Below are 16,042 nucleotides of genomic sequence, written 5' to 3' on the forward strand. Positions count from 1 at the left end.
CCTTTTAATTAATTTTCTATTCGTTTTTAAATAAGTTGTTGTTTCTTTCGTAAGCGGCTTTGTTTTAATCTAGCTTTACCAGCTTCTAGATTTTCATTGATTTGATTACTTTCAGATGCAAATAATTCATCACTATTATCTTTTTGAGTTAAATACTGTGATAAAGAATTTATAGTCGGATATTTAAAAAGGTCAGTTATAGCTAAATCCGCTTTCAAAAGTTCTCGCACTTTGCTATAAACCTGAAGTACATTTAGCGAATGACCACCGAGTTCAAAAAAGTTATCTTTAATGCCAACTTTCTCCACCTTAAGTACTTTTTGCCAAATCTCAGCAACCGTCCGCTCGATCTCATTTCGCGGTGACACGTAAGCTGTTTCTAGTTCTGGGCGAAGATTATCTGGTTTAGGCAGAGCTTTACGGTCTACTTTACCGCTTGGTGCTAGCGATAGATTTTTCAGTACTACAAAGGCAGAAGGAATCATGTGGTCAGGTAATTTTCCCTTCAAGAAGCTACGGAGTTCGCTAATACTAGGAACTACTTCGGTCTTCGCAACCACATAGGCAACTAATTGCACGTTATCTGCTTGCTCCTGTTGAACCACAACTACATTTTCACGTACATTCGGGTGCTGACCTAAAAATGTCTCAATTTCTCCAAGTTCAACCCGGAAACCACGAATCTTCACTTGATGGTCAATACGTCCAAGGAATTCGATGTTCCCATCAGTCAGCCACCTTCCTAAATCTCCAGTCTTATAAATTAAATCCCTGCGATTACCAGGTAGGCTGTTTATGGTATCTGTAAACGGGTTAGGAACAAAGCTTAAACTGGTTTTTTCTTCGTTTTTCCAATACCCATCACCTACACCAATTCCCGATACACAGATTTCTCCAGGAACACCAATGGGTAATAGCTGCATTTCTTCATCCAGAATGTAGAGATTTAAGTTTGCTAATGGTTTACCAATTGGAACTGTTCGCTGATTTTCTGGCAAAGGCTTGTTAACGATAAACTGGGTGATATCATCAGCAGCTTCGGTAGGACCATAAGCATTAGCAATTCTGATATGGGGGTATATCTCAAGCCACTTATTTACCCATTTAACCGATACAGATTCACCTGATAATATCATCCATTTTAAATCTGGTAATATCCGTTCATGGTTTGGTAATTGGGAAGTATATTCAAGTAACCCTCCAAATAATGTTGGTACTAATTCAACAACAGTAATTTGTTCTGATTTAAGTACTGCAAATAATTGTTCGGGAATCGCAACAGTTTCGATATCTACAATTATAGTCTTTCCACCAATTAAAAGTGGTGCCAAAAATTGCCATACAGAAATATCTGTTGAAGAAGGAGCGCTTTGGAGAAAACAAAATTCCGACCTGAACTCCAACTCATCAAATTGAGCATAAATATGATTTATTGCACCATCATGTCTAATAATTGCCCCTTTAGATAATCCTGTAGAGCCTGAAGTATAAAGCATATAAGCTGGAGTCACAGCATCATTCAGATGTTCTAAATTGTCATGAGGTAGCCGTTCAAAATCACACTTGCTATATATTTTAAGCTCTGTTTTATTAGCCCCTAGTTTAGTTTTATTCAAGACATCATCTAAACAAATAATAGATGATAATTTTGAATCATCTTCTACCAATTCTGATAAGGAATTTAATAGCGAACAATCTGTTAATATAAATTTAACTTCGCTATTAGATAGCATATATTTAATTCGATTCGGTGGATAAGTACTATCAATCGGCACATATGCCCCACCTGCCTTATGGATAGCAAGAATAGCAATCAAAAAATTGATATCGCGGTTTTTAAAAATTCCTACAAAGTCTCCTTTAGAAACTCCTATATTCCGCAATAATCGAGCTATTTGATTAGCTTTTATATTTACTTCTTGATAGGTTAATTTAGTTAATTTGTGAACCACAGCTATTTTGTTTGGAGTTTGAGATACCTGTTCTTCAAATAATTGATTTATTGTCCGATCGACTGGGTATTTTTTAGTATTGTTGTTATATTGTTTCAATAACTGGTGTGTATCAGATTCTTTCAAAAAAAGAATATCTGATATTTTATCATTCACATTTTTGATAATACTTTCAAGACCATTAGCATAATACCTAATCATCAATTTTATATTTTCACTTTGAAAAAGATGTTCTTTATACTCAACATTAATAATAATATCTTCACCATTAACTGAAAAACAAACTGTTATATCATTATTAAGTTGATTTAAATCTTTTTTACTATGAATATTTTCTAATAAAACTACTATGTCAAAAATTGGACAACGATTAGGGCTTGTTGATAGCTCTAACAACTTAATTAACTCATTAAAATTATAGTTTTGATTGTTAAAAGCACCGATAATTGCATCTTTTACTTCAAAAATAAAATCTTTGAATGAAAGTTGATGTGTTACCTGAGTACGCAAGGGAATGACTTTGCTATTTACGCAACCTGTACAATTTTCTTCATATATAGGTATTCCAATAATAACATCATTATTTCGAGTATATTTTTGTAGTAATATATTCAATGCAGACACTAATATCAAGTACGTTGAAAAATAAGAACCTTTAGCTAGCTTAATGATTGCTTTAGATAAGTCATTTGATAAATCAAAGCTAAGAGATTTGTTTCTATCAGTAGGAAATGAAGGTCTTACATAGTCCAGCATTAGATTTGTTTCTGGTAGTTCCCCTGATAACTTATTTATCCAATAAATTTTTTGAGACAATAAGTCATTTGAGTGTGATTTTGTACTCATATTGTTTTCCTGATAACAAACTACTTACTGAATTATGAATACTATTATGCCAATTTAATTTGACATACAGTCATTAAAAGCTTCTTTGATAATTGAACAACCTTTTTCTAAGGTAGACATATCAATTACCAAAGGTGGCAAAATTTTAATTACAGTATCATTTCTACCTGCGCGTTCAACTATTAATCCTAGCTCAAAACAACGCGATGTTATACTTTTAGCAAAACTATTGCCGCCAAAATTTTTTAAATCGATACCCCAAATCATACCAATTCCACGTATTGCTATATTTTCACTAATTGGTGCTATTTCTTGATTAAGAAAATTTTTCAAAAAAAGTTCTTTGGCTTTGACATCCTGTTGGAGATTGCTACTTTCTCTATACTCTAGAGCCGCTGTTGCTCCTATAAATGCCAATTGATTACCCCGAAAAGTACCATTATGCTCACCCGGTTCCCATATATCCAATTCTGGTTTAATTAATAATAGTGACATTGGAAATCCGTACCCACTAATAGATTTAGAAAGTACTACCATATCAGGAATAATATCTGCTCTTTCAAAGGAAAAGAAAGAGCCTGTTCGACCACAGCCAACCTGAATATCATCGCAGATTAATAAAATATCATTCTCGTCACATAACCTTCTTAGTCTTTGCATCCACTCAATGGGAGCTACAACAACCCCACCTTCAGCTTGCACTGTTTCAAAGATTATTGCTGCTGGTTTTTCAAGTCCGGAGTTGACATCATTTAAAACAGAATTTATATATTCTATTGTGTCAAAACTTTCCATGAATCCATAAGGATAAGGCATGAAATTTACATTACTTGATGTACCAATTGCGCCTGCTCTAATTCCGATGTTGCCACTAATCGACAAGCTCCCTAAAGTCATTCCATGATATGCTCCCATGAAGGAGAATATACCTGTTCTTCGTTTTACTTTTCTCGCTAATTTTAAAGCAGCTTCAACTGCATTTGTTCCTGTTGGTCCACAAAATTGAATGCGATAATCTAGTTTTGTTGAACTTAGTATTACCTCATCAAACTTGGCTAAAAATTTCTCCTTAGCCGCAGTATACATATCCAAACCATGTGTTATTCCATCGGCATCTAAATATGAGATCACCTTTTCTTTGATATAGTCGTGATTATGTCCATAATTTAAAGCACCTGCTCCTGCTAAAAAATCAATATATTCTTCACCTGATTCAGAATAAATTATAGAACCTTTAGCTCTATGAAAGATGGTCCTAAAATTGCGGCAATAGCTTCTGACGTTTGATTCACGCTTTTCAAATATATTCATGACTTTTCTATTTGAATTACAAAATACATTAATTAATGTGGTATTGCTGAATTTGGGGTTTTCCTTCAAAAGACTCTTCGGGTCTATAGGAGCGATCGCTAAAAGCCAAAAACCCCTTCGTCTTCTCTAATTACAAATAAATCAAGATCAAAATGCTGGAAATTAAATTTGGTATTTTTTTGTTAACTTTGATTGTTTAAGTTTTATCTAGCCATTTAAGTGGTGGAAACAAAATCAAAATCCAATGACGACATTTCTGTTTCTAACATTGATAATTTAATATGGGGTTTTTGCTCAGTAAGTAACAATAACTCCTGAAGACGTACATGAGGATTCGTCACCACGCCTTCGAGCAATATTTTTAAATGCTCTAATATATTAATGATTGTTGCACCATCAAAGCGGCGAAAATCATAATTAATTCCAATCGTCAGTTCTGAACCAGGATACCCAACTATAGTTAGAGGATAGTTAGTTTTGTAATATTCAGTTTTCTCAGAGATGTTTAGACTCCCCCATTCTTCCAGAAATTTACCTGTTTTTTGGTTCTCGAACACCACTATGCTCTCAAACAAGGTTACGTTACCCCGAACTTTGCTGCACTTTTGAATATCTACCAATGGATAATATTCATATTCACGAATATCTATTAACTGATTTTGCAATTGCTGAAGCCAAGGTAATAAATACTCATGCATATTTACCTTGATGTTTACTGGTAAGGTATTAACCATTTCCCCTACCATTGACTCCGAACCCTCTAAATCTACTGGACGGCCAGAAGTAGTACAGCCATAGACTACATCATTTTTGCCACTGTAGTGATATAGAAGTATAGCCCAAGCTCCCTGAACGAGGGTACTCATAGTGAGGTGATGCTGTCTTGCTAATAAATATAGATTTTTTGTCGTTGCTTCCGATAGACTGATTTTTATATCCTCGTACCGTTGTTCTAAGTGAGATAAGTTGTTTGACTCTAAATTCCTTAAAGGAGTGGCCTCTTTGACTCCATGAAGATGCTGTCGCCAGAACTCCTCTGCTTTTGATGAATCCTGCTGTTTGAGCCATTTGATATAATCTTTAAAGCAACTGCCATCTGCTAAGGATGCATCCTTATCCTGACAATAAGCTTCATAAATTTCAATCACATCATTTAATACCAATGGATATGACCAACCATCAAGAACGATCAGGCTGCTACTCCAAACAAGATAGTAAGCGTGTTCTTGAATCTGGATGATGGCCACACGCATTAGAGGTGCTTGGGAAAAATCAAAACGCCGCAGGCGATCGCTGTTGAGAAAAGACTGTAAACGCTCTTGCTGTTCTAATGGATTGATTTCCTGCCAGTCTTGATATTCTACAGGTACTTCTACTTGGCGATGCACAACTTGTAGTGGTTTATCCAATTCTTCCCAATAGAAGCTAGTACGCAACATTGTGTGTCGGGTTGCTACTTGCTGCCAAGCATATTCAAAAGCCGCAAGGTTCAAATTGCCACTAAAGGTGTAGACAGACTGTGCATGGTATAGCTCCATTTCCGGAGCGTGCAAACTGTGAAAAAGCATACCATGCTGTATCGGAGATAGTGGATATATATCTTGGATATCTTCTTTCATCTTGTTTTATTTTTACTCCCTCGGTTGATTTTCTCTAAAAACCGATCGAGGTCTTGTTGAATCAAATCTGCTTCTGGAAAATCAGAAGGTGTATATCCTCTGTCTTCAGGGGATTGACAATGAGTCATGAGTACTTGCAATGCTTCTAAAAACTCTTGCGCTAATCGTTCGATAGTACTTCGTCGATGTATTTTTTCGCTGTACGCCCAATTCACTCTCAACTGGTTATCAATTACCAAAGCATTGATATTTAGCGTATAAGTCTCCTGGTTCCCCGAACTGCGCGTTTGTCCTTGGGATTTCTGAGAGATTCTAAATATTGATGAGTCCGAAAATGTTTGATCGAACTGACCTAAGTAATTGAAGACGACCTCAGCTTGGGGAAGCGATCGCAGTGCCTCTACTCTCGTAGTATCATGACTTAAGTAACGTAAGACACCATAGCCCATTCCCTTATTTGGAATGCCCCGCAGCTGCTCTTTTACCACTTTCAACGCCTCTACGGGATCAGACGTTTTTCCTAAATCTAATAGTACAGGAAAAATAGAAGTTAACCAACCCAATGTGCGTGAAAAATCTACATCATCGAAAATTTCTTCCCGCCCATGACCTTCCAGAGCCAACAACAGAGAACTATTGCCAGTCCATTGAGAAAAAGCCTGTACTAATGCCGCGAGCAAAATATCGTTAATTTGTGTATTGTAAGCTTTTGGTACTTCTTTTAGCAAGGCTTGAGTCTGTTCCACAGTCAGAAAAATTGAGATGTTCCGAACTTGCTCCACAGTATTGTCGCCGTCAGAAAAATCGACTGGTAAAGGAGCAACCTCCTGCCAAGATGGACTCAGCCAATAGTCCCATTCTTGCTGGAGGGTAGCTGATTGTGCATATTCCTGTAAGCATTGCGACCAATATTTAAACGAAGTTGTCTTTGCTGGCAGTTGCGCTTTTTTGCCTTGACTTAACTGTTGGTATACTGTTTCCAAATCCTCCAGTAAAATCCGCCAAGAAACGCCATCTACGGCTAAATGGTGAATGACTATCAGCAAATGGCTTGGTTGCTGCCCTAAGTCGAACAGAGCAACTCGGATCAATGGGCCTGTTGAGAGATTAAGACTCGCTTGTAATTTGGTAGCAGCTGTTTCGATAGCTAGTTCTTGTTCGCTTGCTGATAGGGCAGAGAAATCCAAGTGTATCCAGGGTACTTCTGCATCAGGACTGGCTATAACCTGCTGCCAGCTAGACTCTGTTTGTTCAAAGCGTAAGCGGAGAGCATCATGGTGTAACAGCAGTTGCTGTACGGATTTTTCTAATACAGCTAGGTCAAGAACTTGTTTAACTTCTAGTAAGACTGCTTGGTTCCAGTAGTGGGGTTCGAGTAGATTCTGTTCAAAAAACCAGTATTGTATTGGTGTCAGAGAAGCTAAACCTGTAATCAGTCCTTGTTCAGCTTGTTGTACCTTTTTCGCAACTGCCACACTTGCCAAACCAGCAACTGTTTGATGTTGAAATAACTGTTTAACTGCCAGTTTTAGACCAGCCTGGTTGGCCCTGGTGATAACTACGATGGCAAGGATGGAATCACCACCTAACTCAAAAAAGTTATCGAAAATACCCACTTTATCCACACCAAGCACTTCTGTCCAAATTTCAGCCAGCTTGGTTTCTAGAAAATTACGAGGTGCTACTAGCTCTTTGCCTAATTCAGGTCTTGCTGTATCTGGTACAGGTAGTGCCTTACGATCGATCTTGCCATTAGGTGTTAATGGTAACGCTTTTAGGCTGACAAAAGCAGATGGTACCATGTAGGGTGGCAACTTTGACTCTAAGAAGCTACGTAGTTCAGGAATTGCCAGTGTTTGCTCTTTTTGAGGAACTATATAGGCGACTAAACGTTTAGAATTTACCGATTCTTCGCTGACTACAACTACAGTTTCTTTTACTGCTGGGTATTGGTTGATCGCTACTTCAATTTCGCCGAGTTCAATGCGAAAACCGCGTATTTTTACTTGGTGATCGATACGTCCAAGGTACTCGATATTACCATCTGCTAAATAACGAGCTAGATCCCCGCTCTTGTATAGGCGTGCGCCCGGCTTGTTGCTGAAAGGATCGGAAACAAACTTAGCTAAAGTCAGATCAATATTATTGATATATCCTCGTCCGACTCCTTCACCACCAACATATAGTTCGCCGACCATACCCACAGGCAAAGGCTTGAGGTTTTCATCTAATATGTATACTTTGGCATTATGGATCGGCTTCCCAATCGGTACTAATTTTTCTAGCCATTGTTCTGGTTGAGCAACTCGATAAGCGGCACAGATGTCTGTACACTCGGTCGGGCCGTAAGTGTTGACAATTTGTGTTTTGCAGGGAATAGAGTCCAGCCATACCTTGAGCCTAGAGATTGAAATCGGTTCACCACCCAAAAATACATACTTCAACGTCTTCTTCATACACAAGCTTTTATCACCTTGATCTATCAATGGATAAAAGGCGCTCGGAGTGCAGTTGAGCCACGTCACTTGTTTGTTACAAACGGACTCAGCGATTTGTGCAGCGTCATAGCATCCAGATGATAAAAGGTGCAACTCACCTCCAACGAGAAGAGGGGCATAAATATTCTTCTGCGTCAAATCAAAACTCAAAGAAGATATCAGTAAAACACGGTCATTGCAGGTAAAATCGAATTCCGTCACAAACCAATTCATCAGGTTTGCAAAGCTTCGCTGATAGACTCCTGCACCCTTGGGTTTACCTGTTGAGCCAGAGGTGTAGATCGCATACATTAAATTGTCTGGTGTGACACCACTGACTTGATTTTCTGAGCTTTCTTGGGCAATGGTTTCGCAATCTGCGTCGAAACAAATCACATCCCCTTTGTACTCCGATAACCGCTCTGCTAGCCGTTTATGAGTCAACAAAACGAATATGTCGGCATTCTCTAGCATGAAGGCCAAACGTTCCGGTGGGTACATCGGATCTAAAGGTACATACGCACCACCCGCTTTGAGGATTGCTAATAGTCCGATGACCATATCGAGCGATATCGCTCTACACAAATCCCGACTAATACTTCTGGTTTTACTCCTAAAGTTTGTAAATAATGCGCTAGTTGATTTGCTTTGGTGTTTAATTCCCGATAGGTCAACTGTTGGTCTTCAAACACTACTGCTATAGAATCAGGTGTGCGTTCTACTTGCGCTTCAAATAACTGATGGATGCATAGCTGTTGAGGATATTCAACCTCAGTATCATTCCACTCTACAAGCAACTGATGCCGTTCAGATTCACTCAACAGTGGTAACTCCGACAAATGTTGCTGTGGATTAGCAACAACTCCTTCAAGCAAGGTTTGCAAATGACCCACCATTCGATGTATCGTATTTTCTTCAAATAAATCAGTATTGTATTCTAAGCTTCCAACTAGTCCCTCCTCTGTTTCTATCATTTGTAGGGTTAAATCAAACTTGGCACTATCACTATTGCTTTCTAAAAGAGTTAAAGTCAAACCAGGCAACTCTAACGCAGACATCGGTGCATTCTGAAGCACAAACATCACTTGAAATAATGGTGTATAGCTTAAGTCTCGCTGTGGTTGCAGTTGCTCAACTAACAACTCAAAAGGCAAATCCTGATGTGCATAAGCTCCTAATGCTACTTCCCGCACCCTTTTTAGTAGCTCTTCAAAGCTGGGATTTCCTGCCAGGTTAGTTCTCAATACCAAGGTATTGACAAAAAATCCAATTAACCCTTCTATTTCTGTTCGGTTGCGGTTAGCGATCGGTGAACCGATCGCAATATCTTCCTGATCCGTATAACGCCATAGCAGTGTTTGGAAACCTGCTAACAGGATCATAAATAAAGTACTTCCCTGCTGCTGACTTAATTTATTTAGGGATGCAGATAATTCTTTTGATAACTTAAATGAGTAGGTTGCACCCCGGAAAGTCTGAATTGCTGGTCTTGGGCGATCTGTAGGTAACTCTAATACTTTTGGTGCGTTCTCTAAGTGCTTAAGCCAATAAGATATCTGAGTTTCGAGTACTTCTCCTTGCAGCCATTCTCTTTGCCAAACCGCGAAGTCTACATACTGTATGGGTAGTGCAGGTAACGGTGAGGGTTGTCCATTACAGAAGGCTTGATAAAGCGTTGCTAATTCGCGCACCATAACACCTATCGACCAACCGTCAGAGACAATGTGGTGCATTGTCAGTAATAATATATGTTCTTGTTTACTAAGTCTCAACAGCTTTGCTCTCAGTAATAAGTCGCTGTTGAGATCGAAAGGTTTTTGTGCTTCTTGGGAAGCCTGTTGTCTGACTTCAGCTTCTTGTTGATTTAAAGGTAGCTCGCTAATATCAAATATTGGTAATATTAAGGGCACCGTTTCAGAAATGACAGATATTGCTTGCCCTTCTCTAGTTTGGAAATTGCTTCGCAACGCTTCATGGCGACTGATAATTTCGTTGAAACTTTGTTGCAATGCTCCTAGATTCAATTGTCCCCGTAAACGAACAGCAGCAGGGATGTTGTAGAAAGGACTGTTTGGCTCTAACTGGGACAAAAACCATAAGCGTTGTTGAGCAAAGGACAGGGGAGCCGGACTTATTTGGGAACGTCTTGGAATAACTTCTAATTGAAAGTCAGAGTGAATTTCACCTTGTAACCGCTTTTTGAGAAACTCTTGCTGCACGAGTGAAAGCTTTGACCGTCGTTTTGAAATTTCATCTTTTTTTTTGTCCATAATCTCCCCTGTCAAACTACAAAAACCAGCAATATTTTTTAATTTATAACTTTGACATTCACATACTCAGGGATAGGCTGTATTCGACTTAGATCGTTTTCTAAAATTAGCAAATCTCCATTTTTATCCATTTCCTGAAAACCTGAAAACTTATAAGAGATGTACATCATGCGATTCCGATTATTTGAAATAAACTCAGCCCGCAAACGAACATTATTGTTTTTAGCCAATTTCATAATATGATTTAGCATAATTGTGCCGACACCTCTAGACATAACACGACAAGACATCAGCAAAAGTTTTAGAGTCCACACAACTTCTTCACATTCCACAAGAGCTAACCCAATTTTTCCATAATTACCATATTTATCTTCTAAACTACTAATTAACATTTTATGCTTATCAGATTGACGAAACTGATTTAGATCGTCATAGGAGTATGTATAACCAGTTGTATTTAATTGATTTGTTCTTATTGTTAATTCTTCGGCTCTTTGTAAATCATCTTCTTGAGCAGAAGAGATAGTGAAAGTCATATTGAGTGTAGCTAAAAATTCTTCTTGAGTTCCAATAAATTGTTTCTCGAAACTATTTCGTTCTATATCATTAAGATACATTAGCCTCCTTAATTTTGAATCCTCTGTAATAAAACGAGGATTCATGACTGGCATATCGACAATATACCCTATTTCATCAGCATTAATACACAGGATTTTTGGGCAGGAAAATTTTACTTCTTCTAATTCAAATAATTGATCGTCAATAAAAGCGATCGCATCTATCCCAATATTAAGCAAATTAGCAATTTCTTTTAGAGAAGATGCTTTAGAGTTCCAGTTTATTTGTGGATATAAAAAATACTCTTTTAAACCAAATTCTTCTAGTTTGGCTATTGCTGTAGCAGGTTCATTCTTACTAGCTATAGATTGAAGTATACCACGACTATCTAAAATCTGAATAATCTCTACTATATTTTCTCGCAGATAAACTTTCTCATCTTCCAGCAAAACTCCTTGCCATAAAGTATTATCTAAATCCCAAACGACACATTTAATAACTTTTTTATCTTTCTCTTTACTATTTACATCTTGTTCTTTAATGCTAATCATATATTAAACCCTTTCTCTTCGGTTACTTATTACTTTGAGCCGTCAGCTATTAGCTATCAGCTATGAGTTCTTGGCTAATAGCTCGTAGCTAAATCAAAAGCTCAGTTTATTTCCGTGCGAAATATATTCTTTGTATTTAATTATTTTTCGATATTCATAACCACCAACATAAGAAAATATCTTATAATCCTCAAAAAAATATTTTTCAAAATTCTGTATATCAACTATATTATTTCCACACTGTTTTATCAAATAATCATTAGACCATTTACTACAAGCATCCCAATGTTTAGCAACATCTTCAATTAAAAAAGGCTGATATTGCTTCCAAAGCTCTAAAAATTCTTTTTCACTAGGATTTTTAATCCTCAAAATTGAGTTACTAGTTTTAACTTTCATAAACAATCTCCAAGAATCTACTTCTTTTTATTTTATGAATTTAATTATATTTATTTATAGAGTAATAATATTATTGAAAATTAGATTTTTTTAAGCCAACAGGAATATTTAAAAAAGATAATCCTGATAACCTGATTCGGCAATAGTAATTTCTTGAATTTGAGTACTACCTTCAATAATTTCCATAATTTTAGAGTCCCGTAAATACCTTTCAACTGGGTACTCATTACTACAACCATTGCCACCATGAATTTGCACGGCATCATTTGCTATTTTGGTAGCCACTGTCGATGCAAAGTACTTTGCAATAGAAGTTTCCATAATCGAGTTGGGGTCGTTAATGTCTTTGAGATAACCAGCTTGATAACATAACAGTCTTGCTGCTTTCACTTTAGTTATCATCTGAGTAATCATTTGGCGGATTAATTGATGTTCTTTGAGATAAACGCCAAACTGTTTTCGTTCATTTGTATACTTGATACAAGCTTCTAAACAAGCTTGAGCAATACCTACACAACCCGATGCTACGCTATATCTACCATAATCAAGTGCAGAAGATGCAATGTAGGAAAATCCAAATCCTAATTTACCTACTAGATTTTCTGAAGAAACGTGACAGTTATTAAACAGCAATTCTGCTGACATTGAAGCCCTAACACCTAAAATACCAGACATTGGTTTGACTGAAAGTCCTGGGCTATTTTTTTCAACTAAAAAAGCAGTGGGTTTAGCTTCACATTTGGCAAAAACCAAAAATACATCTGCTATTTGTCCATAGGTAATCCATTTCTTTTGCCCATTTAAGATATAAGCATCACCTGCAAGGGTTGCTGTTGTTTCTACACTTTTGGCATCGCTACCTACATGAGGTTCGCTTAGTGCAAAAGCAGCAATGATTTCTCCAGATGCAAATTTGGGCAGCCAATACTCTTTTTGAGACTTATTTCCCCATTTACACAAAGCATAAGCAACCATATTGTGAACTGTGAGCAAACTCCGCACAGAAGAACATCCCCGTCCAATTTCCTCGTTGAGAATACCATAAGTAATCATGTCCATTCCTTTACCACCATATTCCTGGGGTAATATGGCACCGAGAAAACCATGTTCGGTGATTTTCTTAATTAGTTCTGGTGGAGTAAATTCTTTTCTATCCCATTCCCCAGCACTAGGACATATTTCCTCATTAACAAAAGCTCTAAATTTAGCTTGATAATTTTTTTGTTGGGTAGATAGTTCTAGCTTCATAATATCATTTATGCCATAAAAATGGCAACGTATATTTGATTAATGCACAAGAATAGTAGTTTTACGTTCAATTAAATTGACGATAGAGTTGATTGTGCGAAAATTTTCAAATTCTAAATCATCGTTTTCAATGGTAATCTGAAACTCCTGCTCTACAAACAAAACAAGTTGCATGGCAAACATAGAATTGACAAACCCGAGCGCAAAAATATCTTCATCTGGTTGCAAATCATGATTACCGAAAAATTTTGCCAGAAAGCTTTTGATTTTAGCTTGAATTTCGTTCATTTGTCTTGATTATTCCTATTTAATGATATGCGTAAAATCCTTTACCACTTTTTTTACCATGTAATCCAGCATTTACCATTTTTTTGAGTAAGGGGCATGGTCTATACTTACTATCGTTAAAGCTTTCATATAAGACTTCGATAGAAAATAAAATGGTGTCTAAACCAATCAAATCTGCTGTTTCTAAAGGCCCCATTTTGTGACCGAAACAGCTTTTAAAGATTTTGTCTATATCTTCTGCTGTAGAAACTTGGTCTTGCAATAGAAAAACAGCTTCGTTAATAGTTAACATCAACACCCGGTTAGAAACAAAACCCGGTGAATCATTAACAATAATACATTCTTTACCCATCTGAGCTAGCATTTTTTTTGCTATCTCAATTGTCATATCAGAAGTATGATATCCACGAATCATCTCCACCATCGGCTTCATTGGTACAGGATTCATAAAGTGGATACCAACAACTTTATCAGCACGCTTAGTAACTGAAGCAATCTGGGTAATGGGAATTGCTGATGTGTTAGCGGCGAATACGCAATTTGTTGGACAGATAGAATCTAGTAAAGGATATACCTCTTTTTTAATATCCCACTTTTCTGTGACATTTTCGACTAGAAAATCTGAATTCTCTAACATTTTATAGTTTGTAGAAAACTCTATTTTGTCGAGGATACTATCTGGAGTTTCTGTTTTGTCACTTTTTTTGAAAAAACCCTGAAAGCGGATATTATTCCTGATTTCGTGTTTAGCTTTATCCAGGGTATTTTCCGAAATATCTACGAGTATTACTTGATGGCCTGTTTGAGCAAGGTTTTGTGCAACCCCTATTCCCATTACCCCTGCACCAACAACACCTACTGTTTGAATATTCATAACTTCAACTCATCTCCCTTTGGATATTATTGTATTTAAGGTAGTTTTTGGATTAAAAAAGAGAGGCAGGTAAAGGAATGGAATGACGATGCTCATGTACATAAAATTTCGCCCAATCTATTTGCACTCCTGTTAACCAAAGCCTACCCAATGTTTTAAGTAAGAATGCTAAGTCTGGTTTATTATCGTAAGAATATCTAAGAGAGGGTAAGATAATTTGACTAACTGCTAAATTATTTTCTATACATTGCAGTGCAAAGCTACCTAGAGTCTGTCCAGGGCCTACTTCCAACAAAATAGGATATTGTTGTTTCCACAACTCCTGCATACCCTGAGCAAACAACACAGGTTGACAAAGATGCTTAACCCAATAATCGGGATTTGTAGCTTCTGCTGCTGTTATCCAAGTTCCTGTAACGTTAGATATATAGGGAATTTTTGGTGCTTGCAGGTTAAATGTTTTTACCAACTCACGTAAGTCAGAGGTAGCACCCTCCATCATCTGAGAGTGAAAAGCATGAGACGTATCCAGACGGCGACAAGCTAAACCTTTTTGTGTTAACTGTTGTTCTAAAACTTCTATAGCATTGGTTTCACCTGCGATTACACCCATATATGGTCCATTGACCGCAGAGAGTGAGAGTTTATCATTAAGTAGGGGAGATATTTCTGTTTGCGAAAGTGGAACTGCAAGCATTGCTCCACCTGGCAACTTTTGAATTATTTGCGCTCTTGCAGCAATTAGCGTTAAACCCTCTTCTAAAGATAAAACCCCTGCTAAAGTCGCTGCTACATATTCACCAATGCTATAGCCAATCATTGCCGCCGGACGAATTCCCCAGGATATCAATAGTTCTGCTAAGGCATATTCAATTACAAAAATGGCTGGTTGAGCGAGGTGAGTTTGATTGAGTAAAGATTTAGCAGCTACCATCTTTGCGTCCGCTTGTGTCTGGGTGCGACCTAACATTTTTCGCAAGTCCAAACCTGGAGAATCTTCTCTCAAAGACTGCTGGTCTTGTTGAGAAGCTCTGTGTGGATAGATTACATCTTGCAAATCTTGACCAAGAAGGGGTTTGAGAAATTCACAACAGTAGTCAACTGATGCGCGAAATACCGGTTCGACTTGGTAAATTTCCCAAGCCATGTTGACGTAATGAGTACCAAGTCCAGGAAACATAAAGGCTATAGGACGTTCTTCTGTTTCTTGGATGTTGGTAAGCACTCGCCTTGAATCTTGAAGTGCAACTAGAGCATCTTCAATATCCTGACAAACAACCATCCGCCGATGCTTAAAAACCTCTTGTTCGCGTTGCAATGTATGAGCAATATCCGCAAGGTTAAAGTCACGATGCTGTCTCAAGTAATCTGCAAGGTTGACAGTAGCAGTTTTTAGTTCTGAGTCGGTCTTTGCAGAAATTACTAATAACTGCCAAGGACGAGAAGGACTAGTAAGCATTGTTTACAAACTCCAAAATAGCTACTTAATACCAATTCAATTAATGATTGCAACACATCTTTGGGTAAAGATGCGAGAAATTGCGTCTCTACAAATGGTCTAATTGTCGCATTCTTTTTTCCAATTGGTATAACATTAGTGAGAGTTATTTTTTGATATTTTCATCGATTTATCCTATAATGACTAAGTT

At 37.3% G+C, this 16,042-nt stretch carries 9 protein-coding genes and 1 pseudogene; all 10 read right to left on the reverse strand.

Annotated elements, in window-relative coordinates; genetic code table 11:
* Positions 1-26: 26 nt before the first annotated feature.
* Positions 27-2,798 (reverse strand): non-ribosomal peptide synthetase, encoded by a 2,772-nt coding sequence (locus ACR5KR_RS31060; RefSeq protein ID WP_448269191.1) that lies wholly within the window; start codon positions 2,796-2,798, stop codon positions 27-29.
* 54 nt (positions 2,799-2,852) lie between these two features.
* Complete coding sequence (gene ectB, locus ACR5KR_RS31065; RefSeq protein WP_448269192.1) at positions 2,853-4,109, reverse strand: diaminobutyrate--2-oxoglutarate transaminase; 1,257 nt, start codon at positions 4,107-4,109, stop codon at positions 2,853-2,855.
* A gap of 215 nt (positions 4,110-4,324) precedes the next feature.
* Positions 4,325-5,728, reverse strand: coding sequence for a condensation domain-containing protein (locus ACR5KR_RS31070; protein WP_448269193.1), 1,404 nt, complete (start codon positions 5,726-5,728; stop codon positions 4,325-4,327).
* A pseudogene (locus ACR5KR_RS31075) lies at positions 5,725-10,475 on the reverse strand (amino acid adenylation domain-containing protein). Before ACR5KR_RS31075 ends, ACR5KR_RS31070 begins: the two are co-directional and overlap by 4 nt.
* A gap of 38 nt (positions 10,476-10,513) precedes the next feature.
* Positions 10,514-11,584: an HAD-IIIC family phosphatase gene (locus tag ACR5KR_RS31080; RefSeq protein ID WP_445629016.1), complete on the reverse strand. Its 1,071-nt coding sequence runs from the start codon at positions 11,582-11,584 to the stop codon at positions 10,514-10,516.
* 93 nt (positions 11,585-11,677) lie between these two features.
* Entirely contained in the window at positions 11,678-11,983 is a 306-nt protein-coding gene (locus tag ACR5KR_RS31085) for a hypothetical protein (RefSeq protein ID WP_445629017.1), read from the reverse strand.
* A 108-nt stretch (positions 11,984-12,091) separates the two neighbouring features.
* A complete protein-coding gene (locus tag ACR5KR_RS31090; RefSeq protein ID WP_448269194.1) occupies positions 12,092-13,231 on the reverse strand; it encodes an acyl-CoA dehydrogenase family protein in 1,140 nt (379 codons plus the stop codon).
* Between the two features lie 39 nt (positions 13,232-13,270).
* Positions 13,271-13,519 (reverse strand): acyl carrier protein, encoded by a 249-nt coding sequence (locus ACR5KR_RS31095; RefSeq protein WP_375501059.1) that lies wholly within the window; start codon positions 13,517-13,519, stop codon positions 13,271-13,273.
* A 19-nt stretch (positions 13,520-13,538) separates the two neighbouring features.
* Positions 13,539-14,393: a 3-hydroxyacyl-CoA dehydrogenase family protein gene (locus ACR5KR_RS31100; RefSeq protein ID WP_448269195.1), complete on the reverse strand. Its 855-nt coding sequence runs from the start codon at positions 14,391-14,393 to the stop codon at positions 13,539-13,541.
* 52 nt (positions 14,394-14,445) lie between these two features.
* Positions 14,446-15,852, reverse strand: a complete 1,407-nt coding sequence (locus tag ACR5KR_RS31105) for an acyltransferase domain-containing protein (protein WP_448269196.1) — start codon at positions 15,850-15,852, stop codon at positions 14,446-14,448.
* Between the last annotated feature and the right edge of the window lie 190 nt (positions 15,853-16,042).

This window comes from Nostoc sp. DSM 114159 (genome assembly GCF_053470285.1).